The organism is Dyella humi, assembly GCF_044904605.1.
Taxonomy (GTDB): Bacteria; Pseudomonadota; Gammaproteobacteria; order Xanthomonadales; family Rhodanobacteraceae; genus Dyella_B; species Dyella_B humi.
The window spans coordinates 1360709-1385066 of the sequence record NZ_JADIKI010000022.1 but is presented as its reverse complement, the minus strand read 5'-3'; the positions used below and the strand labels follow the sequence as shown (position 1 = coordinate 1385066).

The 24358-nt window shown below is 59.6% G+C and carries 22 protein-coding genes; 10 read left to right on the top strand and 12 right to left on the bottom strand.

Annotation, left to right across the window (positions count from 1 at the left end; genetic code table 11):
* The first annotated feature begins 62 nt into the window (after positions 1–62).
* The 4 genes from ISP18_RS10875 to ISP18_RS10860 all read left to right on the top strand — a co-directional run bounded on the left by ISP18_RS10875 (position 63) and on the right by ISP18_RS10860 (position 5719).
* Positions 63–1949, top strand: coding sequence for a beta-galactosidase (locus ISP18_RS10875; RefSeq protein WP_380010748.1), 1887 nt, complete (start codon positions 63–65; stop codon positions 1947–1949).
* A 68-nt stretch (positions 1950–2017) separates the two neighbouring features.
* Positions 2018–3394: an APC family permease gene (locus tag ISP18_RS10870; RefSeq protein ID WP_380011059.1), complete on the top strand. Its 1377-nt coding sequence runs from the start codon at positions 2018–2020 to the stop codon at positions 3392–3394.
* Positions 3373–4320 carry a carbohydrate kinase family protein gene (locus ISP18_RS10865; protein ID WP_380010745.1) on the top strand — a complete coding sequence of 316 codons (948 nt, stop codon included), beginning with the start codon at positions 3373–3375 and terminating at the stop codon, positions 4318–4320. The genes ISP18_RS10870 and ISP18_RS10865 overlap by 22 nt, the downstream gene beginning before the upstream one ends.
* Positions 4298–5719, top strand: a complete 1422-nt coding sequence (locus ISP18_RS10860; RefSeq protein ID WP_380010742.1) for a family 4 glycosyl hydrolase — start codon at positions 4298–4300, stop codon at positions 5717–5719. Before ISP18_RS10865 ends, ISP18_RS10860 begins: the two co-directional genes overlap by 23 nt.
* Before the next feature lie 36 nt (positions 5720–5755).
* Here the strand turns inward: ISP18_RS10860 and ISP18_RS10855 are convergent, their stop codons facing one another.
* Positions 5756–6421: a TetR family transcriptional regulator gene (locus tag ISP18_RS10855; protein WP_380010739.1), complete on the bottom strand. Its 666-nt coding sequence runs from the start codon at positions 6419–6421 to the stop codon at positions 5756–5758.
* Positions 6422–6513: 92 nt separating this feature from the next.
* Between ISP18_RS10855 and ISP18_RS10850 the strand changes: the two genes are divergently transcribed.
* On the top strand, positions 6514–7191 hold the full coding sequence (locus tag ISP18_RS10850; protein WP_380010736.1) for an O-methyltransferase: 678 nt from the start codon (positions 6514–6516) through the stop codon (positions 7189–7191).
* Between the two features lie 32 nt (positions 7192–7223).
* Here ISP18_RS10850 and ISP18_RS10845 read toward each other — a convergent pair whose 3' ends face one another.
* Complete coding sequence (locus ISP18_RS10845; protein WP_380010733.1) at positions 7224–8612, bottom strand: FAD-containing oxidoreductase; 1389 nt, start codon at positions 8610–8612, stop codon at positions 7224–7226.
* A gap of 295 nt (positions 8613–8907) precedes the next feature.
* Positions 8908–9039, bottom strand: coding sequence for a hypothetical protein (locus ISP18_RS10840; protein WP_380010730.1), 132 nt, complete (start codon positions 9037–9039; stop codon positions 8908–8910).
* A 274-nt stretch (positions 9040–9313) separates the two neighbouring features.
* Between ISP18_RS10840 and ISP18_RS10835 the strand changes: the two genes are divergently transcribed.
* The 3 genes from ISP18_RS10835 to ISP18_RS10825 are packed head-to-tail and all read left to right on the top strand — an operon-like array spanning position 9314 to position 15041.
* Positions 9314–10588: a TolC family protein gene (locus ISP18_RS10835; protein WP_380010727.1), complete on the top strand. Its 1275-nt coding sequence runs from the start codon at positions 9314–9316 to the stop codon at positions 10586–10588.
* The gene (locus tag ISP18_RS10830) at positions 10585–11868 is read left to right on the top strand and encodes an efflux RND transporter periplasmic adaptor subunit (RefSeq protein ID WP_380010724.1); all 1284 of its coding nucleotides are present in this window, start codon (positions 10585–10587) and stop codon (positions 11866–11868) included. Before ISP18_RS10835 ends, ISP18_RS10830 begins: the two co-directional genes overlap by 4 nt.
* Complete coding sequence (locus ISP18_RS10825) at positions 11865–15041, top strand: efflux RND transporter permease subunit (protein ID WP_380010721.1); 3177 nt, start codon at positions 11865–11867, stop codon at positions 15039–15041. Before ISP18_RS10830 ends, ISP18_RS10825 begins: the two co-directional genes overlap by 4 nt.
* Positions 15042–15048: 7 nt before the next feature.
* Here ISP18_RS10825 and ISP18_RS10820 read toward each other — a convergent pair whose 3' ends face one another.
* The 4 genes from ISP18_RS10820 to ISP18_RS10805 all read right to left on the bottom strand — a co-directional run bounded on the left by ISP18_RS10820 (position 15049) and on the right by ISP18_RS10805 (position 17353).
* Complete coding sequence (locus tag ISP18_RS10820; protein ID WP_380010718.1) at positions 15049–15261, bottom strand: GDCCVxC domain-containing (seleno)protein; 213 nt, start codon at positions 15259–15261, stop codon at positions 15049–15051.
* 78 nt (positions 15262–15339) lie between these two features.
* The gene (locus ISP18_RS10815) at positions 15340–15699 is read right to left on the bottom strand and encodes an ArsR/SmtB family transcription factor (RefSeq protein WP_380010715.1); all 360 of its coding nucleotides are present in this window, start codon (positions 15697–15699) and stop codon (positions 15340–15342) included.
* Positions 15700–15770: 71 nt separating this feature from the next.
* Positions 15771–16844: an ACR3 family arsenite efflux transporter gene (gene arsB, locus ISP18_RS10810; RefSeq protein ID WP_380010712.1), complete on the bottom strand. Its 1074-nt coding sequence runs from the start codon at positions 16842–16844 to the stop codon at positions 15771–15773.
* Entirely contained in the window at positions 16841–17353 is a 513-nt protein-coding gene (locus ISP18_RS10805; RefSeq protein ID WP_380010709.1) for an arsenate reductase ArsC, read from the bottom strand. The genes arsB and ISP18_RS10805 overlap by 4 nt, the downstream gene beginning before the upstream one ends.
* Before the next feature lie 190 nt (positions 17354–17543).
* On the opposite strand from ISP18_RS10805, the gene arsH reads away from it, so the two are divergent.
* Positions 17544–18356: an arsenical resistance protein ArsH gene (arsH, locus tag ISP18_RS10800; protein ID WP_380010706.1), complete on the top strand. Its 813-nt coding sequence runs from the start codon at positions 17544–17546 to the stop codon at positions 18354–18356.
* Between the two features lie 174 nt (positions 18357–18530).
* Here the strand turns inward: arsH and ISP18_RS10795 are convergent, their stop codons facing one another.
* The gene (locus ISP18_RS10795; protein ID WP_380010703.1) at positions 18531–18656 is read right to left on the bottom strand and encodes a hypothetical protein; all 126 of its coding nucleotides are present in this window, start codon (positions 18654–18656) and stop codon (positions 18531–18533) included.
* Here ISP18_RS10795 and ISP18_RS10790 point away from each other — a divergent pair.
* Entirely contained in the window at positions 18655–19719 is a 1065-nt protein-coding gene (locus ISP18_RS10790; RefSeq protein ID WP_380010700.1) for a right-handed parallel beta-helix repeat-containing protein, read from the top strand. The two genes, ISP18_RS10795 and ISP18_RS10790, sit on opposite strands and share 2 nt — an antisense overlap.
* Positions 19720–19802: 83 nt before the next feature.
* Here the strand turns inward: ISP18_RS10790 and ISP18_RS10785 are convergent, their stop codons facing one another.
* The 4 genes from ISP18_RS10785 to ISP18_RS10765 all read right to left on the bottom strand — a co-directional run bounded on the left by ISP18_RS10785 (position 19803) and on the right by ISP18_RS10765 (position 24148).
* A complete protein-coding gene (locus ISP18_RS10785; protein WP_404559513.1) occupies positions 19803–20357 on the bottom strand; it encodes a hypothetical protein in 555 nt (184 codons plus the stop codon).
* Positions 20358–20486: 129 nt separating this feature from the next.
* Positions 20487–21968: a MocR-like pyridoxine biosynthesis transcription factor PdxR gene (gene pdxR / locus ISP18_RS10780; RefSeq protein ID WP_449757884.1), complete on the bottom strand. Its 1482-nt coding sequence runs from the start codon at positions 21966–21968 to the stop codon at positions 20487–20489.
* Positions 21969–22175: 207 nt separating this feature from the next.
* Positions 22176–23273 (bottom strand): right-handed parallel beta-helix repeat-containing protein, encoded by a 1098-nt coding sequence (locus tag ISP18_RS10770; protein ID WP_380010694.1) that lies wholly within the window; start codon positions 23271–23273, stop codon positions 22176–22178.
* Positions 23274–23578: 305 nt separating this feature from the next.
* On the bottom strand, positions 23579–24148 hold the full coding sequence (locus ISP18_RS10765) for a peroxiredoxin (RefSeq protein ID WP_380011053.1): 570 nt from the start codon (positions 24146–24148) through the stop codon (positions 23579–23581).
* Positions 24149–24358: the final 210 nt, after the last annotated feature.

Here is a 24358-nt window from a genome sequence, read left to right as displayed (position 1 = left end):
CTGCCATTTCGGAAGTTATGCAAATGTCCGAGATGCGCATGCACGGATAGTGACTTCCACGCATGAAACGCCGGCAATTCATCCGTTTCGCCCTTCTGTCCACGTTGGCACTGGATCGTCGCGTCCTCGCCACAACCAGCCAAGGCGAGCCGCACGGTGCCGTACCGCCGATCCCCGATGGCAAGCCACACCGGTTTGCCTTGCAAGGCCACGATTTCGTGCTGGATGGCACGCGATTTCAAGTCCGCAGCGGAGAAATGCATCCCGCACGCATTCCCGCATCGTATTGGCGACATCGCATCCGCATGGCCAAAGCGATGGGGCTAAACACCATTGCACTGTATGTGATGTGGAATTATTTGGAGCGCGAGCCTGGTGTTTTCGACTTCACCTCGGAACGCCGCGACTTTGTCGCTTTCATCAAACTTTGCCAGGAAGAAGGGATGTGGGTGTATTTACGCCCCGGCCCGTATATATGCGGCGAATGGGATATGGGCGGCTTGCCGCCGTATCTGCTGCGCAACAAGGCCATCAAGCTGCGCGACCGCCATGATCCGGATTACATGGCTGCGGTCCAACGCTACATCGCGGCGGTGGCGCCGAAAATCGCGCCACTGATGGTCGATGCCGGCGGGCCGATCCTGATGCTGCAAGTGGAGAATGAGTATTCGTCGTTCGCCGACGACGTGGGCTATCTCGAAGCGATTCGCGATCTATGGAAAACGCACGGCATCGATGGGCCGTTTTCGATTAGCGACGTCTTGTCCGACCTCAAGCGCCGTCACGCGTATCTGCCCGATGCCGCGCTTGGTCTGGATGGCGCAGAACCGCCGCAGCTACGCGAAGGCCTGCACTTCGCGCCACATGCGCCGGATTGGGTCGGCGAAGCTTATCCAGGCTGGCTCACGCATTGGGGCGAACATGAGCTAGCGAACAAAGATTGTGCGGAAGCACTGCGCAAGATCGTCGCCGACGGTTACTCCTTCAACCTTTACGTCGTGCACGGCGGAACCAACTTCGGCTTCACCGCCGGTGCCAATGCCGATGACGACGGCTCCAACTTCCAGCCGGTGGTCACCAGTTACGACTACAGTGCACCGATCAACGAACGCGGCGATCCTACACCGGCGTACCACGTGTTGCGCGACATCATCGGCCGCGCCACCGCGGGGCCTTTACCTCCCATACCGCGGCCCTGCCCCAAAGCCTCATTTGCGGATGTCCTGCCTACGCCGTTTGCGTCGCTGTGGGACAACCTTCCCGCCACGCCGATACAAACCCACGCGCCCACCAGCAACGAGCAACTACTGCAACAGAATCAGGGCCTGGTGATTTATCGCAAGACCGTAAAGCCGGGTCACTTGCTGCACATCGACGGAGTGCATGATTACGCGGTCGTGCATATTGACCAGACCGAGCGCGGCTCTATTTCGCGCGTGCGTGATCACCGACTCCATTCATCGCCCGAGCTGCGTCTGATGCATACCGGCAGCGATGGCGAGATGACACTGGATATTCTTGTCGACAGTTTCGGGCACATCAATTTTGGCCCCCAACTGGGCGATCGCAAGGGTCTGGTCGGTAGCGTACGTCTCGACGGCAAACCGCTGCACGACTGGCACGTCTATGGCCTGCCCTTGGACGATGCCTTCATCGCGGACCTGAAACCGACGCTCACCCGTCCCGATCGTCCTGGCATGTTCTTCCAGGCAACCGTTCACCTGAAAAAACAGGGCGACGTTTACGTGGACCTGCGCGCATGGACCAAGGGCTACGTCTGGGTCAACGGTCATCTTTTAGGACGCTATTGGCACATCGGGCCGCAGCAATGTCTGTACTGTCCCAGCGAATGGTTGACCACTGGCGATAACCGCATCCTGATTCTGGATCTGCATCAGGTACATGCTGCTCCCGTGCGTTGCGCAGACAATCTGGCGGGCACGGCATGATGAACTTATTTGGGCAACAGACCCGAGCCCCTATGGCGAATGCGGATGACCATGGCGAAACAGCGTCGATGTCGGTAGCGCTGTCCGGACATGAAGCGCTGCCTGGTCCGAATGCCGCACCACCGCGCGTCATGGGGTTCTGGGGCGGTCTTTCAGCCAATGTGCTGAACATGATCGGCGTGGGCCCGTTCATCACCATCCCGCTGGCGCTTTCGGCCTTGGCCGGCCCGATGGTGCTGGTCGGCTGGCTCGCCGGCGCGCTGCTGTGCCTGTGCGACGGCATGGTGTGGGCCGAGCTCGGCTCGACGATTCCCGAATCCGGCGGCCCTTACCATTACCTGCGCACGGCCTACGGCAGCGAGCGCCTTGGACGTTTGTTCGGTTTTCTTTATCTCTGGCAAACCGTACTTACCGCACCGTTGTCGATTGGTTCGGCTGCTGTCGGCTTCGCGCAATATCTGGCTTTTTTGATCCCGAGCCTGGGCCATGCGGGCCAGATACTCGCTGCCGTCGTGCTGTGCCTGGTCAATACAGCACTGCTGTATCGCAAAGTCGATTCGGTGCAACGGCTTTCGCTCATGGTCAGCGTGGTGGTGATTGGTGCCTGCCTGTGGATCGTATTGAGCGGCTTGATGCATTTCGATATGCATCTGGCCACACGTTTCATGCATGCCGGCGGCGATTCCAAGCAGGGCTTCTGGTTGGGCCTGGGTGCGGTCAGCTTGATCGCCGTGTACGACTACGGCGGCTACAACAACGTGTGCATGCTGGGTGGCGAGATCAAACGGCCACGGCGCAATATCCCGCTTGCCGTGCTGGTTTCGATTCCGATCGTGGCCGTGCTCTACATGGGTTTAAACATCTCGGTGCTCGGCGTGCTGCCCTGGCAACAGGCTGCGCAGTCCAAGGCGGTCGTCGCGGATTTCATGCAGTCGATCTACGGCAGAACCGGCGGTATCGTCGCCGTGCTGTTGATACTGCTGGCGAGCTGGGGTTCGGCCCTGGTGGTATTGCTGGGCTACTCGCGCGTGCCCTATGCCGCAGCAGCATCCGGGCAGTTCTTCCGTGTCTTTGCGCGCTTGCATCCGCGCGGCCATTTTCCCACCGTGTCGCTGTTGTTTACCGGTGCTGCGTCGGCACTGGCCTGCATGCTGTCACTGGACGATCTGATCGCGGCGTTGATGGTGATCCAGATCATGTTTCAGTACATGGCACAGTGCCTGGCCGTCCCGCTGTTGCGTCGCCACGGCCGGCGCGATTCGAACACCTTCCGCATGCCGCTATATCCCTTGCCGATCCTGATCAGTGTGATCGGTTGGCTTTACATCGTATGCACCAGCCCTTCGCGGCACATCCTGGCAGGCGTGGCAACCATGGTGGTTGGCACGCTCATTTACGCGATCGGCGCATGGAGACAAAAAGCATGGCCTTTCCACAACCCATGAAACGCTGGGACGTGGCCGTAGTGGGCGAAATTTACGCGGACCACGTCTTCAGTGGATTTCAGCGCTGGCCCGCTCCGGGTGAAGAAGTACACGCCGATCACTACGTGCGCGAACTCGGCGGTGGCGCGGTCAACACCGCATGCGCTTTGGCCCGCCTGCAACGCCGCGTACGCCTGATCGGGCTGATTGGAGAAGCCGATCGTACCTGGTTCGAAACACGCCTGAAGGGCTTTGGCCTATCCGCCGATGGCCTGCGCTCCGACGCCTTGAATACCGGCGTAACCGTGAGCGTCTCCACTGCGGAAGACCGCTCTTTCTACACTTACCTTGGCGCAAATCGTCGTCTGACCGAACTACTGGACGAGGCAACCATCCGCGCCGAACTGATCACCGCACGTCACGTGCATTTCGCCATGCCTCTCATGGCGGATCTGGCCAAGCGCTTGTTCCCGCTCTTGCACAAGGCTGGATGCACGACATCGCTGGATGTCGGCTTCAGTCCAGACTGGCTGCGCGATCCAGCAAACCGATGGACCTGCCGTGCCGTCGACTATTTTTTCCCGAATCAAAGCGAAGCCCAGGTGCTGACCGGCGACGAGAGCGCCGAGGCGTTCCGTGATTGGTCTTCATCCATGGATATCCGGCATGGCGTCATCAAGCTCGGCGCAGCGGGCGCGGCAGCCATCGTCAATGGTGGGCTGCTGCGCGTAGCGCCACCACATGTCGATGCCGTGGACATGACCGGTGCCGGCGATGCATTCGATGCCGGTTTCATCGATGGCGTATTGAACGGCGAATCGACCGAGAACTGCCTGCGGCGCGCTTGTATTTGCGGCGCGCTGTGCACGACCCGGATCGGTGCGCTTGAAGGGCTTCCCGATTTCTCTTTGTTAAGGAGTACGTATGAGCATACCTATGGACCGTAAGATTGCCCTGATCGGTGGCGGCGGCGTGCGCGCACCGCTGGTGATTTTCGGCGTCGACGAAGCAACGCAAGCATTGGGCGCCGCGGAAATGGTGCTTTACGACCCCGATCAGGAACGTCTGGCGGTCATGGTGGAGTTGGGCAAAGCGATCGTGGCCAAATCCGGCGGCTCCTTGCGTCTGCATGCGGCCACCTCGGCCGAGCAGGCGATCGAAGGCGCGCACTTCGTGTTGAACAGCATCCGTGTCGGCGGCATCGCCGGGCGGGCGGCGGACGAGCGCGCAGCCATCGAACAAGGCTACCCTGGGCAAGAAACCACCGGCCCCGCCGGCGTCGCCATGGCGCTGCGCACCGTACCCGCTGCGCTCGAGCAGGCACGCCTCGTCGAGCGCTTGAGCCCGGACGCCTGGCTGGTGAATTTCACCAATCCCGCTGGCCTGATCACGCAAGCCGTAACCAGTCATACACGCGTCAAGATGGTCGGTATCTGCGATACCCCTACAGAGCTTTTCCACAATATCGCCAAGGCACTGGGAGAGCCGTTGAGCGACGTGCAATGCGACTACGTCGGCCTCAATCACCTGGGTTGGGTCCGCGGTGTGCGTGTACGCGGGCAAGACGTGATGGATAAATTGCTCGGCAGTGATGAATTGCTACGCCAGCTTTATCTCGCACCGTTGTTCGATTTCAATATGATTCGCTCGTTGCGGCTCATTCCTACCGAATACCTGTTCTTTTACTACGAACGCCGACGTGCCCTGCACAATCAGCTGCAGCAAGGCGGCAGCCGCGGCGCCGAAATCCAGCAACTCAACCAAGTGCTGATTGACACACTAAAAAGCCGACTCATGGCCGACGATGGCGATGGCGCGGTAGCAGCCTATGCGGCCTACCTCAACCAGCGCTCCGGCTCATACATGAAGCTGGAAGCGGAAGGCGGTTCGGCCTTCGATCCTGACGTAAGTCTGCAGGTCGACCCGTTCCGTACCGCGACCGGCTATCACCGGATCGCGATCGACGTGATGAGTGCCTTGACGGGTGCCAAGCCGGCGACCATCGTGGTCAATACGCGCAATCGCGGCGCCATTCCCGATCTGCCGGACGACGACATCGTGGAGACGGCAGCGCATATCAGCCTCAATTCGATCGTGCCCGAACCGATTGCACCCCTGCCCGACGAAGTGCGCGGATTGGTGCATGCGGTCAAAGCCTACGAACGCGCAGCGATCGATGCAGCCTTGGCCAATGTCAGGCTAACCGCGCGCAAGGCCCTGCTGATCCATCCGGCCATTGGCGAATGGAGCCCCAGTGAAGCACTGCTGCACAACATGTTCGGTGCCATCGATGCGGATGGAGAATGCCTTTGCCATGGACCTATGCATGGGCATCTGCATGGGTAAAGCAGTACCAAGCGCCATGTAGGCTGGGATGACGGCTTATTGCCGCGATTGCCATCCCAGCCTACGCGATCCGCCGCTCTTCAGACCTTCAAGATACGCGCAAAACATATCCGCCATGGTGTCGGCATACGCTTCGATCTCTGCTGAGGTTCGAGCGCTTTCCGAAAAATGCTTGCCCACTGTGCTGAGCGTCGTCTTGATCAGATCGGCGGCCAGTGTACGCGTCGCTTCGGATGCCTCGGGCAGTATCTCCTGCATGAAGAGCTGGACCGCATGCTGCCCTGATGCCTTTGCCTCCTGCGCTTCGGGTGCATCGCGATAGAGAGGTGCTGCGTCGTCAAGCGCCACGCGCATTTCGACTTCCTCGCATTCGGAGCGGATGAAGGCATGCACGAGTGTACGTACCCGTTCCAGCGGCGGCCTTCGCGTGTCTTCTAGGATGGTGCGCAGCAAATTCGTCGTCGTTCGCCATTCGTCGCTTTGCAGCCGAAAGAGGATCGCTGCCTTGTTCGGGAAATATTGATACAGCGATCCGATGCTGACGCCGGCCTTTTCGGCCACACGCGCTGTGGTGAAACGTTGCGCGCCTTCCTTCGCCAAAACCTGAGCCGCGGCTTCCAGAATGGCGGTAACGAGTTCGGTCGAACGAACCTGTTTGGGCTGTTTTCGCGAGGAAATCTTGGGGTTTTGGCGATCGGTCATAAGCGGCACGGCAATGCGAATAGGAAACCTGACGAATTCGTCGCATTCTAATCCGACGCAACCAAAGACGTATTTTTGGGCCGGAGACCCGTATGACCACCCTCACCACTTCCCCGCTTGCCCCCTTGTTGAAACGCCTGTTCGAAGAGGCCGATGCGACCTCGCCCGCAACGAGCCCTGACTTTGCCGGTCTTTCCACCGAAGAACGGACGCGCTTGATGCACAACCTGATGTACACCAAGACCGATTACCTGGATTACTACCGTCGCCTGAAAGACTTTTCTTTACCCGTTTCGCGAGAGACGGGCACTCTGCTCTACGTGCTGGCGCGAAGCTGCCGCGCGCGGACCATCGTGGAGTTCGGCACTTCGTTTGGCATCTCGACATTGCACCTCGCCGCGGCGCTGCGCGACAACGGCGGCGGCCAACTGATCACCAGCGAGTTCGAGCCATCCAAGATAGCGCGGGCGCGGAACAATCTGACGGCGGGAGGTCTCGTCGATCTGGTCGAAATCCGTGAAGGAGATGCGCTGCAAACACTCAGCGTCGATCTTCCCAGCACGATCGACCTGCTTTTGCTCGACGGCGCCAAGGCGCTTTATCCCGAGATACTGAGCCTGGTGGAAAGCCACCTCAGGCCAGGCGCCCTCATCGTCGCCGACAACGCCGATCACAGCCCTGACTATCTGGCATATGTGCGTTCCCCCGCTAATGGTTATCTGTCCACGCCGTTCGCCGAAGACGTAGAACTATCTATGCGGATTGGCTGAAGCTTGCTTAATTTTTTTGCACTTAGGCTGTCCTAGCCACCGCCGCTCACAGCACCAAGACTCTGCAACGTCGTCGGAAGCAACTCGGAAACGGTGGGATGAATATGAACGGCATGCGTCACGGTGCGATACGGCGCCTTGGCGTACATCACATCGAGCAAGCTATGGATAGCCTCGTCGCCGTTGACGCCAAGGATGGCGGCGCCGAGCAGTTGCTCGCTCTTCTCGTCCACGATTACCTTCATGAAGCCAAGGGTTTCGCCGCGCTCCACCGCGCGCCCCACGCGTGTCATGGGGCGCACACCGATCCGTATCTCATGACCTTGTTTCAAGGCTTCCTGCTCGGTGAGACCGATACGTGCCAGCGGCGGATCGATGAATAGTGCGTAGGCGGCAATGCGATCGGAGATGCGTCTGGGCTCATTGTCCAGAAGATTGGCGGCGACGATTTCGTAATCGTTATATGAGGTATGGGTAAAGGCGCCCTTGCCGTTGCAATCGCCGAGTGCCCAAATGCCTTCGACGTTCGTTCGGCATTGATCGTCGACGGTGATATAACCGCGTTCGTCCGTGGCCACGCCGGCCTTGTCCAGGCCGAGCGAATCGGTGTTGGCTCGGCGTCCGACAGCCAGCAAGAGATGCGTACCGCGCACCTCCATGCGCGGATCCGCGCATTTGGCTACGACGCTCACATTGCCAGCCTGCCCTTGCAGTTCGATGCATTCCGCACCGAGATGCAGCTTGATGCCCTCCTCTTGCAGGATGTCGACTACTGCAGCTGACACTTCGGGATCTTCACGCGGCAACAGGCGAGTGCTGCGCTCGACAATGCTCACTTCCGAACCGAAACGCCGAAACATCTGCCCGAACTCAAGGCCGATATAGCTGCCACCGACGATCACGAGATGTTTTGGAAGCTCGCGCAAATCCAGGATGCCCGTGTTGGTGAGATAAGGCACCGTGTCGATGCCGGGAAAATCAGGTATGACGGCGCGGCCGCCGACGTTGAGAAATATCTCGTCGGCTTCGATCAGCGTGTCGTCGACACGCAGCGCATGGGGCGATTCGAACACGGCGTGCCCGCGCAGCAAGGTGACGTTCGGCATGCCGGCCAGCCACTTCTCGACGCCGCTGCGGGATCGCCCGGATATACCTTGCGTGCGCGTCCAGACCTGCTCCATGTCGACCCGCACATCGCTGCCGGTGAGCACGCCATAGCTGGCCGCGCGTCGCCCGGTCTGCGCGACATAGGCACTTGCCACCATCGCCTTGGTGGGAATACATCCCGTGTTGACGCACGTACCGCCCACCAGTTTGCGTTCGATCACCGCAACCGTGCGGCCAGATTTGCCCAGGCGTTCTGCCAAAGGCGGCCCCGCCTGCCCTGCTCCAACGACGATCGCATCGAATCGCTGGTTCATGACGTCCTCTGGCCAAAGTCTGTGAAGTCTCGAGTGTGTAGCAGCGGCGACGAAGAAATTGTTAATGCGCCCAACGTGGCAGCTTCACCCCGCCCCATCTCATCCAGCTGTAACCCTGGGCCTGAATTCATCGAATAAGCCGTAGTACCATGCGAGACGCCATGACACGTTTCCGGCTTCCCAGATTGACCCCCTACCATTGGCGCTTGCGCGATATCCGTCGTGCACGCCTGACGCGGTGGCTATTGGTCGCGGGAATGTTGTTCATGCTCGGTATGCAGTCGGCGCTGGCGGCTTATGTCTGCACGATGCCATCCGGAACGATGGGGCTGACGGCGACTATGGGCACATCGGCCGCCGATGCGTCGATGGCCGTCACCTGTCCGCAAATGAAACATACGGCGGCCGGCCGGATGGTTTGTGACAAGCATTGCGCTTCGGACGACCCTGCGCCAACCGCAGTCCATCCACTGTCCGTGCCGCCTAGCGGGTTGATCGCGCCACCTCCCGTGTTGCCAACTGCCGTGGCGCTGTCGTCACCGACGACGGTTCGACAACGGCAACGTGACCGTCTCCGGGCCCAGCCGCCGCCGGCCAGCCTTCTGTTCTGCTCTCTCCTGATTTAGCGCAAGACGCTTTTCACGCAAGCGTCGTCGCACCTGCGTGGGTGCGATCCCGTTCGATCATGGGAGTGCTCTACCATGTGGTTTCATCATGTCACCCGGCGCGTGATCGCGTTGGGTCAAGCTGTTGTCCTGACAGGGATAACGACCGCGGCGGCCTACGCCGCTGATTTACCGCTAACGCTCCAAGCCGCCGTTCAACAAGGCGTGGCACAAGCACCTGCGCTCATGGCTCATCATGCGCACGTCGCGTCCATGCACGAAGAGGCGGCACGCGCCGGCCGTCTGCCCGATCCCACGCTGGACTTTGGCGTAAACAATTTTCCAGTCACCGCGCCGGGGGCTTTCAGCCTTCGTTCGGACACGATGACCATGCGCACTGTCGGCGTGACGCAAACCATTCCCTCGCGCGCGGCGCGCGACGCCGATCGTCAACGGGCCGGTGCTGAGATCCAGGCCGCCGATGCTGAAGGACTCGACACAACGCGGTCGATCCAGGAACAGGTAGCCGACGCCTGGATCGAGCTGTGGGCGACGCAACAAAAGCGCGCGTTGCTGCTCGAGCTGCGCAACGAGAGCGAATTGGCCGTCAAAATCGCTCAGGCACAGCTACGCGGTGGCGATGGCAACGCGTCCGATGCATTGGCTGCGCGTGCCGAGACCGCAACGCTGGATAACCAACTCGACGCGGTCAGTGCCGATATCGCAGCGGCCCAAGCCGCTTTGCAGCGTTGGCTTGGGCAAGCCGTCGCCAATCTCGGCGACGCCCCCGATTTCGGGCAATTGCCGGTGGCTCCGGAGCGCCTTGCACAGACGATCGACCAACAGGCGCCCATGCAGATGTGGCAAGCCCGCGAACAGGTCGCCCAGGCTGAATTGGATCAGGCTCTAGCCAGCAAACATCCCGACTGGAACGTGAGCTTTCAGTACGGCAAACGCGCGCCGTACCTGTCGGACATGGTGATGATCCAGGTGGGCGTGACCTTGCCGCTCTTCACGCGCAACCGACAGGACCGGAGCATCAGCGCGAAAGAAGAGCAATGGGATGCCGCGCAGGAAGCGCATGAAGATGCACGTCGCGCACAGCGTGAAATGGTCGCGCGTGCGGTGACGGGTTGGCAAGGCTGGGGACGGCAGATCCAACGCTATCAAGACGCGCTGCTGCCGTTGGATCGCGATCGCACGAAAACCGCACTGGCCGCCTACCGCGGCGGTGGCGCGTTGCAGCCTTGGCTGGACGCGCGCCGTGACGAAATTCAACAACGTCTGAACTATGCCGACGCACTTGCTGCCCGTGCGCGGCTATGGGCCTCGCTGGCTTATCTGCTGCCCACTTCGGAGGCTATGCCATGAAGCGTTTGCTAGTCGTTCCCGCAGCCATCGCGTTTGCGGCGCTGTTGCTGGCCATCGGTTATTTCGGCGGTCGTCATGCATCGTCATCTTTCAGTTCGCCGGTGACCGCCGCTGCTGATCAGCGTGGCAAAAAGATCCTTTACTGGTACGACACGATGGTGCCCCAGCAGCACTTCGATCATCCCGGCCTTTCACCCATGGGCATGCAGATGGTGCCCAAATACATCGACGAGGGTGCGGACCCGAATATCGTCCGCATCGATTCGGCAACGATGCAGAACCTTGGCATTCGTACCGCTACCGTCGAGCGGCGTGTCTTGGCATCGGCGATCCAGGTACCTGGCACGATCACGTGGGATTTGCGCCAGGCAACGACCGTCAGCGCACGCGTCGATGGTGTGGTGAGCACGCTGTATGTCCGCGCACCCTATACGACGATCAGCGCCGGAGAACCCTTGGCTACGCTGCTGGCTCCGCAATGGAATAGCGCACTGGCCGAGTACGAAGCCCTTCAACACGCGCAATCGCCCGATGCACAAGCGCTTCGCTCCGCCGCGCAGCAACGACTGGAAGTATTGGGTATGACCGATGCTGACATCCGGTCGGCACATCGCAGCCCTGCCGGTGCAATCACGTTGCATGCATCCAATGCAGGCGTAGTGACGTCGCTGGAGGTACGGGAAGGACAGCGAGTCAGCGCGGGTCAGACGCTGATGACTATCAACGGACTCTCCACGGTGTGGATCGACGCAGCACTTCCGCAGGCGGCAGCCGGCACCGTGCGACGTGGCACACCCGTGAGCGTGAGCGTCGATGCGTTGCCAGGTCGCGTATTTCGAGGCTCGGTGGAAACATTGCTACCGGATATCGATGCGATGACGCGCACGCAACATGCGCGCATCGTGCTCAACAATCCCGATAGAGCGTTAAGCCCAGGTATGTTCGCGACGGTACAACTCGCCCCGACAAGTGGTGAAGCGGTGCCGGTGATACCGAATGACGCCCTTATCACGACCGGGCCGCAAGCACGGGTCATCGTTGCCGAAGGAAGTGGCCATTTTCGTGCCGTGGCGGTGCGTACCGGACGGGCTTCCGGCGACTACACGGAAATTCTCGCTGGCCTCGAAGGCAACGAGAAAGTAGTGACCTCGGGTCAATTCCTGATCGATTCGGAAGCCAGCCTTTCCGGTGCCCTGGAACGCTTGAACAGCAAGGCCACCGAACCGGCGCCTGCGGCCAGCGCATCCATGTCCGACATGCACATGGGAGACCAGCCATGATCGCTGCACTGATCCGCGCCGCGATCGCGCATCGTATCTTTGTCTTGCTGGCCGCCATGATCCTGACGGCGATCGGTGTGTATGCCACGACGCACACGCCCATCGATGCCCTGCCCGATCTCTCCGACACCCAGGTGATTATCCGCAGCAACTGGCCTGGCCAGTCGCCTCAGGTCGTGGAGGATCAAGTCACGTATCCGTTGGCGACCACCATGCTTTCGGTACCGGGTGCCAAGGTCGTGCGCGGCTATTCGTTCTTCGGCGATTCTTACGTCTACGTGCTATTCGATGACAACACGGATTTGTACTGGGCGCGCTCACGCGTGCTGGAATACCTCAGCCAGGTGCGTAACAGCCTTCCTGCCGGTGTGAATCCAGCACTGGGGCCTGACGCAACAGGACTCGGTTGGATCTACGAGTACGCATTAGTTGACCGCACCGGGCGGCACGATCTTGGGCAATTGCGAGCGATCCAGGATTGGTTTCTGCGCTATCAACTCAAAACCGTGCCGGACGTGGCCGAAGTCGCCAGCGTGGGCGGGATGGAGCGTGCCTGGCAGATCGTGCCCGATCCCCAAGCGCTGGCTGCGCGCGGCATCACCGTCGCTCAACTGATCGATGCGGTACGTGCCGCGAACGGCGCCAATGGCGGTTCGGTCATCGAACAAGGCGAAGCTGAAGTGATGGTACGCAGCGAAGGCTATCTGAAGAGCCGCGCGGACTTCGAGAACGTACCCCTTACCGCGAATGCTTCCGGCGTGCCGGTGCTGCTGCGCGACGTCGCAACCGTGCGACGCGGTCCGACCTTTCGACGCGGCATCGCCGAACTCGATGGCCAAGGTGAAGTCGCCGGCGGCGTGATCGTGTTGCGCTCGGGCAAGAACGCTAGGGCGGCCATTGCTGCGGTGAAGGCCAAGCTGACCGAACTCAAGCGCAGCCTGCCGCCCGGCGTCGAGATCGTACCGACCTATGATCGCTCGCAGCTGATTGACGCGGCCGTCGAGAACGTGTGGGGCAAACTGCTTGAAGAGTTCCTCGTGGTTGCGTTGGTTTGCGTGCTGTTCTTAGGCCATTTGCGTTCCTCACTGGTCGCGGTGATCACCTTGCCACTCGGCGTGCTGGCCGCCTTCATCGTGATGAACGTGCAAGGCGTTTCGGCGAACTTGATGTCCCTTGGCGGCATTGCGATTGCCATTGGTGCGATGGTCGATGCCGCGATCGTAATGATCGAGAACACCCACAAGCATCTGGAACATTGGCGCGACGCACACCAAGGACAGGAGCCGCAGGGCGCGACACGCTGGACTTTGGTAGCAGAGTCGGCCGCCGAGGTCGGGCCGGCACTCTTCATCAGCCTGCTCATCATCGCGCTGTCGTTCGTGCCCGTGTTTGCCTTGCAGGGACAGGAAGGCAAGCTGTTCAAACCGCTCGCGTTCACCAAGACGTATGCAATGGCTGCAGCGGCCGCACTGGCTGTCACGCTGGTACCGGTCCTGATGGGTTATCTCGTGCGTGGCCGTATCCGGCCCGAGCACGACAATCCGCTCAATCGCGGGCTGATGATGGCGTATCGGCCTATCCTCGAAGCCGTGTTGCGCTACCCCAAGGTGACATTGGTGCTGGCCGGCGTGTTGTTGCTTAGCGCACTCATTCCGTTGCGTCAATTGGGCAGCGAGTTCATGCCGCCGATGGACGAAGGTACGTTGCTGTACATGCCCACCGCGCTTCCGGGGCTATCGGCCGACAAGGCCTCGCAGTTGCTACAGCTCACCGACCGCATGATCAAGACGGTGCCGGAGGTCGATCATGTCTTCGGCAAGGCGGGACGTGCCGAAACGGCCACCGATCCTGCGCCGCTGGAAATGTTTGAAACCACGATCACTTTCAAGCCCAAGGATCAATGGCGCCCCGGCATGACCATGGCCAGGATCGAGGCGGAACTGGACAAGGCGGTGCACGTGCCGGGCTTGACCAATCTGTTCGTGCCGCCGATCCGCAATCGCATCGACATGCTGTCGACCGGCATCAAGAGTCCCATCGGCATCAAGGTCCTTGGCACTGATCTGGCCACACTGCAAACCGTTGCCGATCGTATCGAAAGTGTGGCGAAAACCGTGCCTGGCGTGAGTTCGGCGATCGCGGAACGTCCGGTGAGCGGCCGCTACGTCGACGTGCATATCCGTCGCGATGCCGCGGCGCGCTACGGGCTCACCCAGGAGCGCGTGCAACAACTGATTGCCGCGGTGGTGGGTGGCGATCCGATCGATCAGACCGTGGAAGGACGCGAACGCTATCCGGTCGTGGTGCGCTATCCACGACTTGAACGCGATTCGGTGGAGGCCATCCGTCAATTGCCGATCGTGGCCGCCAATGGCGCACAACTCACGCTCAGCCAGATCGCCGATATCAACGTGATCGCGGGGCCATCCATGCTTAAGAGCGAAAACAGCCAATTGGCGACCTATGTCTACGTCGATACACACGGCAGCGATCTGGGCACGATCGTGACACGGCTGCAGCAGGCCGTGGCGCAACAAGTATCGTTGCCGCCCGGCGTTACCGTAACCTGGTCAGGCCAATTCGAATATCTGGCCAGCGCGATGGAACGCCTGAAGCTCGTGGTGCCTGCCGCCTTGATCATCATTTTCGCGCTGATCTACATGGTGTTCCGCCGTGCGAGCGAAGCGGCTCTGATTATGGCGAGCGTGCCGCTGGCGCTAGTGGGCGGCCTGTGGTTGATCTGGCTGCTTGGTCACGCCGTTTCGGTGGCGACGATGATCGGCTTCATCGCATTGGGTGGCGTTGCCGCCGAGTTCGGCGTGGTGATGCTGTTGTATCTGCGGCAAGCCTGGGATCGGCGACTTCAACGCGACCCACTGGCGGATTCCGCCGCACTGGATGATGCAATCCGCGAAGGCGCCGCGCAGCGTGTGCGGCCGAAGGCGATGACGGTAGCCGTGATCCTCGCCGGTCTGTTCCCGATTCTGCTTGGCCATGGCGCCGGCTCGGAAGTGATGCAGCGCATTGCCGCACCGATGATCGGCGGCATGCTAACGGCGCCGCTTCTTTCCATGGTGGTGTTACCGGCAATGTTTCGCTTGCTTGCTCAGCATCGGATGAGAAAGGTAATACGTGCGGATGCCCTGCTACACCCCGAGAGAGACAACGGATGACGCACGTTCAACCACAGCACGACCGCTCCTGCTGCTTCGGTGGACACGGCACCGTGCCGTAGGAGCAGAACACGCAGCAATCGCCAGGTTTTGGCCGTATCAACTCGCTGCATCCTGGGCATTCGTATAGAAACCAGCATGCGTCAGTGGGCATCGTTTCGGTGGAACGTTGCCCACATAGTGGACATGTCACGGTGCTTTGCAAAATGAGTTCGGACATCAGTGAATCCCTTATCGTTGGAGCACGAACGCCCGGAGTCGCGATCGCCGCTTCCGCGTGATTACTTTTTCGGTGGTATCAGGACGCCCGACGGCGAGTACGAGGCGTCGCGGCAGCGCGCGGCTTGGACGCACGCGTCGCCGGGCCGCAGCCCCTGCCCTGACAGCAATTTTCGGTCAGGTAACCGACCAGGCCGTTGATCGCCTCGATCACGGGCGCGTAATAGATGAAACGCCCGCTTTGGCGGCTGGTCACCAGGCCGGCGTACAACAGCTCTTTCAGATGAAACGACAAGGTAGCGTTCGGGATGCCGAGCTCTTCCGCGATCGCACCCACAGGCAGTCCCTCGGGACCTTGCTCGACCAACAGGCGAAAAATCGCCAGGCGCGACTCCTGCGCGAGTGCTGAAAGCATTTTGACGGTCTGTGCGGTCTGCATGACGAAAATGGAGACGAAGCCTCAAGGCTTTAGTGTAACTGACCGGCAGCAGGTGGCGAGCCGGTCAAGCATTAAATGCGCGCCTCGTACCAGTGCCGCGTGCGATTGACGACACTCACCACGGACAGCATGACAGGCACTTCGATCAGGACACCGACCACGGTGGCCAATGCAGCACCGGAATGCACCCCGAAAAGACCGACGGCAGTCGCCACCGCGAGTTCGAAGAAGTTGCTCGCGCCAATCAGAGACGAAGGGCCTGCCACACAATGCGGTACCCGAAACTGTCGATTGAGCAAATATGCCAGACTGGAATTGAAATACACCTGGATCAGGATCGGCACCGCCAACATCGCGATTACCATCGGCTGCTCAAGAATCTGCTGGCCCTGAAATCCAAACAACACCACGAGCGTCGCAAGCAGAGCCACCAAGGAAATTGGTGCCAGGCGATGCAGCAGCCGCTGCAGCATGGCCTGCCCTCCTCGCGCCAGGAGCATATGACGCCAAACAACGCTGATGATGACCGGCACGACGATGTACAGCACCACCGAAAGGATCAGCGTGCTCCAAGGCACCGTGATGGAGGATATGCCCAACAGCAATGCAACGATCGGAGTGAACGCCACCACCATGATCGCGTCATTCAGAGCGACCTGGCTCAGCGTAAAATGCGGCTCGCCATGGCAGAGGTTGCTCCAGACGAACACCATCGCCGTGCACGGCGCCGCCGCAAGAAGAATCAATCCCGCCACGTACGAATCCAACTGATCGGCCGGCAGGTACGCTGCAAACACATGACGGATGAAAAACCAGCCGAGTAGCGCCATCGAGAACGGCTTCACCACCCAATTGATAAAAAGCGTGACGCCGATGCCCTTCCATTGCCGGCGAACGTCAGCCAAAGCGCCGAAGTCGATCTTCAACAACATGGGGATGATCATGAGCCAGATCAGGATGGCCACCGGCAAATTTACTTCCGCTGCCTGCATGTGGCCGATGGTCTCAAAGGTCGTTGGTAACAAATGGCCTAGCAGCGTGCCGGCCACGATGCATAAAAGCACCCATACGGTCAGGTAGCGCTCGAAAAAACCAATGCGTGCGGGAGCCTGCGGTGCCACCGTCAATGCTTCGGCATGCGTCATACGTGCTCCGCATCATCGTCCGTGATGGTGCCGATGTGATCGAGCGCCTGCTGAAGTTCGACCTTGCTCATGGCCTCCACAGGCAGCTTTAACAGAGCCAGGATCCGATAGGTAATCAAGGCATGGGCGTGCTCGAACGCAGCCGCGATCGCTGCCGAATCGCCCGTGACGCCGGCAGGATCAGGCAAACCCCAATGCGAACGCACGAAGTCGCCAAAAAGCACCGGACACGGTTCACTCGCCGCGCTGTCGCACACCGTGATCACGATATCGAGTGGGGGGGTATCGTCACCGACGAAGCGATCCCAGGATTTGCTGGACAGGTTGTCGGTGGAAATGCCGGTCGAGACCAACTGGTTCAATGCATGAGGATTGACCCTGCCGGTGGGATGACTGCCCGCGCTGTACGCCTCGAAGCGGCCTTTGCCAAGGCGGTTGAGAGTGGCTTCGGACAGGATGCTGCGGGCGGAATTACCGGTGCAAATAAATAAAACGCGGCAAGGATGCATGGTGGTCTCTCGGTTGGGGTTCATCGGTCAAGACGCTAGAGGCATACACCGCTCAGGCCACGGGTTACGAGGTAACGAAAAATACTGAGCCGACTGTCCTGGGCCAAGCCGGCAAGCGATCGAACGGCGGCCTTGGTTTCCATATTTCCATATTGATAGAATTATAGAACACAAGCAATAGGACCCCACCATGGCCATTGAAGACCTCCCCAATATCGTCAGCGACGTGTTGGATGCTCCCGATCACGAAAGATTGGTCTTGCCAGCGGGGTCCGCCCATCCACCGCGGATACTGATCCTTTACGGCTCGCTGCGCCCTCAATCGTTCAGCCGCAAGCTCGCGCTGGAGGCCGAACGCATCCTGCGCCAGTTCGGCGCCGACACCCGTGTGTTCGACCCGCACGAGCTGCCGATGCTCGACAGCGTGCCGGCCACGCATCCGAAGGTGCAGGAATTGCGCGCCCTCTCGGTGTGGTCTGAAGGTCAGGTATGGGTGAGTCCTGAACGCCATGGTGCGGTGACGGGCGTTTTCAAGAACCAGATCGACTGGCTGCCATTGGAAGACGGCAGTGTGCGTCCGACGCAGGGCCGGACCCTGGCCGTGATGCAGGTCTGCGGCGGATCGCAATCCTTCAACGTGGTCAACACGCTACGTCTATTGGGCCGCTGGATGCGCATGGTGACCATTCCGAACCAGTCCTCGGTACCCAAGGCATGGCAGGAATTTGACGAGGGCGGGCGCATGAAACCTTCGGCGTATTACGACCGTGTCGTGGACGTTATGGAAGAGCTGATCAAATTCACCCTGATGGTGCGCGATCGCTCCGATTACCTCGTCAGCCGCTACAGCGAGCGCAAAGGCGCGGCCGAAGCGCTTGCCCTGTCATTGGCGGCGGGCGTGGTCGAACAACCCAAAACATCGATAGACACCTCATCGACCACGCCAAGTATCCCCCAGCCGAAAGCTGCCTGCTGCGGGACAAGCACGAGGGCGTGTTCATGACGGCGTACAACCCATGGATAGCGACCAAGCTCAAATTTTGATGAGGCCATTACTGTCTAATTCGCGTATTGCGAACAAAAACATCATTTCACATTTGCAGTTTCACGCGCGCGCGACGAATCTTAGCCCCGCTGTAAACAACAACTCGTTGTAGATCAACAAAACAGGGGTTATTCAGATGAAAAACGCATCAGCGCCGAAAGGCGCACAGGGGGGATTCGTCCCAAATTCCGGCAATCGTTTCACATCGCGCAACAAAATTTTGGCGGCCATCGTCACTTCTTTGACGCTTTCTGCCATGGCATTGCCGGCCTACGCAACCAATTGGTGGACGACCACGCCGACCGTTTCGATCGGTTCCACCGTACTCAACGTTAAAAACTTTGGCGCCATGGGTAACGGCACGACGGATGACACCGCCGCCTTCCAGGCTGCTATCAATGCGCTGCCCACCAGCGGCGGCACGATCGTGGTGCCGGATGGCACCTACATGATCAACGCGCTCAAGAGCATCAATCTGCGTTCACACACGCGCTTGTCGATGTGGGGCTCGGCGAATCTTCAGGCTATTCCGAACAGCGCCGATCGCTACTGGGTGGTGAGGGCCTGGAACGTGAACAACGTCGAGATCGTCGGTGGCCACGTCTACGGCGAGCGTAGCCAGCACCAGGGCACCGTCGGTGAATGGGGCTATTGCATCAATATCTCCGGATCCAGCAACGTCTACGTGCACGACATCGTCGTCGGCAACAGCTGGGGCGACGGCTTACTGGTCGGCGCGACCGGCTGGGGCAAGACCGCCGTGCTGTCGAACGGTGTGACGCTCAATCGCGTGACTTCCAACAACAACCGCCGCCAGGGCTTGTCGATCACGCCGGCGACGCAGGTGTACGTGGTGAACAGCAGCTTCACCGGTTCCAACGGTACCGCGCCGCAGGCAGGCATCGACATCGAGCCGCAGACGCAGGGCACGACTCAGCAGGTTCGCTTGGAGAACACTACGCTGTCGAACAACGTCGGCAATGGCCTGGAGGTGCACGACTACGTGTCCGGCCTCACCTTGAACAAGGTCACGGCTGAAAACAACCAGGGCTACGGCGTGTTCACGAGCGGCCCGACCAACGTGACGATCACGAACAGCACGTTGAGCCAGAATTACCTGTTCGGCGTGGATATTGCCGGCACAACCAACACGGTGCAGCTCGTGGGCAACACCATCAACTGGAATGGCGATACCTGGTTCTACGCACACAGCCAGTCGATCTTTACCCCGGGCTGGGCGCTCCGCGACATCACCATCGCCAGCACGGCGGTGAACGTGACGCAGTCCAACAATGTGGTCTCGCCGCTCAGGACGAAGTGACCCGACAGCTTGATAGTGAGCGACCGAACCCTCTCCCGTCGGGAGAGGGTCTTTTCTCAAGCGGTCGTGCGAGAGACCGAGCGCTATTGCTTAAGCCGCGTCAAGTAAGCTTTGAACGCGGTTGCCCATGTTCGTCCGCCGTCCTGAGAGTAGGAAATCTCATAGCGATGAGAGTTGGCCGTGATGTCAGACCAAACTCCGCGCACCAGAACCAACCGCCCCTTATAAACTGACGTGCCGAACAATTCGCCGCGACCGTCCTTGAAGCTGCCAATGGTCGGCGCCTCAGCCTCTCCCGAGTCACTGTCGATGTAGGTTTGGCTCCATTGCTCGGCCTTGGCGTTGTAGACGAAGAGCGTCGCGCCTTCCCAATGTCCATTTGGACCGTCGGCCTCGATTTCCTCAAGCCATGCGCGGCCATTCCAAACCGGCCGCGCCGTCTTCGTTCCGTCCATGGTCACCGTGTGGGTTCCGCCATCGAACGGGTCGAGCACTTGCGTCGCATGCGTATGCCAAACACCGCGAGCAAAGTCGAAGTCATGAGAGCCGTCTCGAGGTGGCGCGGCCATTGCACTCAAGGAAAAACATGCAAGAACACCGGTAATCATGACTCCACGCAACAGTAATCGCCACATCATCACGCTCTCCGAATAACCAAACCTGGACGAGACTTTAGGGAAAACCCGTCGCCCTAGAGGGGCCAATTGGAGAAATTTAGGGTGGTCCACTTCGCTGAATTAATCAGAGCATCCCTAGAGTTGGCGCGACTAGAGAACGCGCCGTAGCGCCTTTAGACCCTGCTCGATATCCTTGAGGTCAACGGCCCCGTAGCCGAAAACCAGACCCTCGGACGTTGGGGCACCGAAAAAATAGCGCTCGAACGAATGCACATGCACGTTTAACTCCAACAATCGTGCAGTGACGCGCTCCAGGCGTTGGGGTAACGTCGAGAACGCCGCCACATGCATCCCGTAATGCGACTGCATCGGCGACAGTTCCTTCGAGAAGTCCGACTGGAGTATCTCCTGTAGTAGGTCTCGCCGCTTCCGATACACATCACGGAGCTTTCGCACATGCTGCGCCAGATGTCCCTCTGCGATGTAACGGGCAACCGCCATTTGCGTCAACGTCGGGCAATGCCAATCGAGACAGTTCTTGGCCGTAGTCAACGCCGACATGGCCCACTGGGGTGCCACGACGAATCCCAATCGCAGTGCGGGGAACATGCACTTGGAGAAGGTGCCCACATAAAACACGTCATCCGCAGTCGCCGTGGAACGCAGCGCCTGCAGCGGAGTACCGTCGTATCGGAACTCTCCGTCGTAATCGTCTTCAACGATGACCGCCCCATGCTTACGAGCAAAGTTGAGCAGTGCCGCTCGCCGCTGCGCTGACATGGATACGCCGAACGGAAATTGGTGTGAAGGACATACGCATACGATCCGCACGGAGTCCGGCAACGCGTCGACCACCAACCCTTGCGCGTCCACTGGTGCCGGTACAACTTTCGCGCCGGCAGCGAGAAATGCAGCGCGCATCGGCGGGTAGCCTGGATCTTCAATGGCGACCGTCGTAACCCCGGGGGTTACCAGTACACGGGCGAGAATATCGAAAGCCTGCTGTGCGCCGGCGGTAACCAACACATCGTCGGGCTCGCACACGACCGCGCGCGAGACACCGATGTGCGTCGCAATGGCCGTCCTCAAAGGGAAATGCCCCTGATTGCCCTGTGGGCTCTTGAAAGCGGGAGGTTTTAATTCCATCCGCCGGAGCTGCTTGGCACTGACCCGACGAAATATGTCGAACGGAAATAAACGCGGATCGACCAACGCAGGCCGAAAATCTAGGAACGTGGTCGTCCTTGGCGCCGTTGTACGCTGACTGTCGTTCCAGAAGTTAAGTGCCTGGGCAAGTTTCGGCTGCGACCACAGCGCATTCAGGCGTGGATCGGATGTTCGCAGTGTTGGAGAGCGTTCGCGCGGTGGACGTTTTTGCTTCGGCGACACGTACGTTCCCGATCCTCGTCGGGACTGTACCAACCCCTCGAGCGCCAGCCTCGCATAAGCCCGAGCAATCGTGTTTCTTGAGACACCAAAAAAAACAGCCGACTGACGTTCCACCGGAAGTTGGGCCCCGGGAACCAACCGACCATCAAGGATTGCGGCGCGCAACTGCGCGTAGATAGATTCCGCAGATCGGCGGTCTCCTCTAGGCGGAGGGTCAAAAGCAATTTCGAACAGGCTACTCATAGCCTAGGCTCAATCGCGCGAGGACGTGAAGAAGCTACCTGCAGTTTCAAGCCATTGCAAAGGTTGTGCAGAAGCTCACGAACGGGAACTTACAACGCTGAACGGCCCGCGTCCTGCGCAAAAAAAAGACACAGGCAGCCAAGCACCGAAGCCTTGACTACCCGCGTCCTCGAGGGTTCCTCTGAGAGAGGTATTCCAGTCTGTTTATTATTTCATCGGAGAGATCGTGTTGTTGGACTGCGTCACGTTCGCCGTCGTGCTGGCGATCGTGATATCGCGCGGCACCCAGCCCTCCGTGAAAATCGACTCGTTATGCGCGTAAAACCAGGCATCGCCATTCCACTCGATGGTGTTGCCCACGAGCTGCACCGTGTTGGTCGTGCTTGCAATGTCCACGCCGAATAGATAGTTCTGGCTCAGGTTGCTATTGGTGATCGTTACGTTGACCGGGCCACCGGTATATACGCCATAGCCCTGATTGTTTTCGGCAGTGACGTTGTTCAACGTCAGGTCCGATACATTGTTGTGAACTTCCAGACCATTGCCGACGTTGTTCGATATCGTGGTCGCTTCCAAACGTACCTGCTGCACGGTGCCCTGCGTCTGCGGTTCGATGTCGATGCCGGCCTGCGGCGAGATACCTTTGGAACCGGTGAAGCTGCTGTTCACCACATACACCTGCGTGACTGGCGCAATCGTCAGGCCCTGGCGGCGGTTGTTGCTGGACTTGACGTTGTTCAGCGTCACGCCAGTGGAAAGCACCGCGGTAGCGCCGGAGCCCGTCGCGCCGACCAATATGCCGTCGCCCCAGGAGTTGGAGATCGAAATGTCGTGGACGTAGACGGTGGTCGCCCCCGAGATATTGATGCCATAGCCCCACTGACCGACGGTACCTTGATGCTGCGTGCGCTCACCGACGACGTTGCCACCGGCGATCTCGACGTTGTTCACGTTCCACGCCTTCACCACCCAGTAGCGATCGGAGCTGTTCGGAATGGCATCGAGGTACGCGGCAGCATCCAACGACAGGCGTGTGTGTGAACGCAGGTTGATGCCCTTGAGCGCGTTAATCATGTACGTGCCGGCCGGCACTACGATCGTACCGCCGGTGGACGGCAAAGCAGTGATGGCCGCCTGGAACGCGGCGGTATCGTCCGCCACACCATTGCCCATGGCGCCGAAGTTTTTAACGTTGAGCGAGGTGGAGCCGATCGTCACGGTCGGCGTCGGATTCCACCAGTTGGTTGCGAATGCTGGCAAAGCCACGGCCGATAGCGCCAGCGAACTGGCAATGGCCAGCAACATCTTGCGGCGAGATGAAATGTTAAAACCGCGTGTATTGCCCGAATTCGGGACAACGCCCCCCTGTGCGCTTTTCAGCGCATGCATAATTTTCACCTTAAATAGCCCCACTTTTCTGTCAACGGCGAGGCTAAGATCGATCATTCACACGTGAAAATGCAAATGTGAAATGCCGCTTTTGTTGGCAGAAAATGAAATTCGCGGCTAAATCACGTGTAGGCCGCGTCAAGATGAAATTTTATGCGACTGAATTGCCCCGGCCTGCGCCGGGGCAAAAAAAGGGCTTCAACAGCCGAAAGCAATCCGGATTACGGCGCCTTGCCAGCCTGCAGTTGCTGCACGATAGCCAGCGACTTCTTTACGTGATCTTCGGGATGAAGATGATCGTCCTCCGAGGAAAGCGTGGCGATAATCTTGCCGTCGCTGCCGATGACGAAGGTGGTGCGTTCGATAAAGGCGTGGTCGATAGTGGCACCGCGCACATCGGTCAAACCGGGTTGCGCCGCTTCCGTCTTCAGTTCATAGGACGCAGCGATCTTGCCGGTGGCATCGGAAGCAACCGGGAACTTTCCTGCGCAATATTTCGGGTCGGATGAAAACGTATTGAGGCGCTGAAGGCTATCGGCAGATACCCCGATGATAGTAGCGCCGGCTGCGTCGAACTTGGCTTTTTCAGTAGCGAACGTGTGCGCCTCGATATCGCAGCCACCGGTGTAGGCGGAAGGGTAGAAATAAACTACGACCGGGCCTTTCTTCAGTGCGTCCTTGAGCGAGAACGTGAAGGACTTACCGGCCAGGCTGGCCTGCGCCGTGAAGTCAGGTGCCGCGGTGCCCGACTGAAGCGCGGCGAAAACCGGTGTCGCGAAAAGCAGTGCCATCGATGCGGCGATATACATTTTCATGCTGCGTTCCTCTTTGACGTACAGGGTGTGGAGTGTGGGTAAGTCGAACGGAATGCTACTCCATTGCGGGAGAACGCCAGGAACAATTTCGCGCAATGATGATGGCTGCGTGGGTGGGGGTGAACGCATGTGAACCCCAACATCGCCATAAGTATGTCGCCCGATGTTGGCGTTCGCATGTGCTCA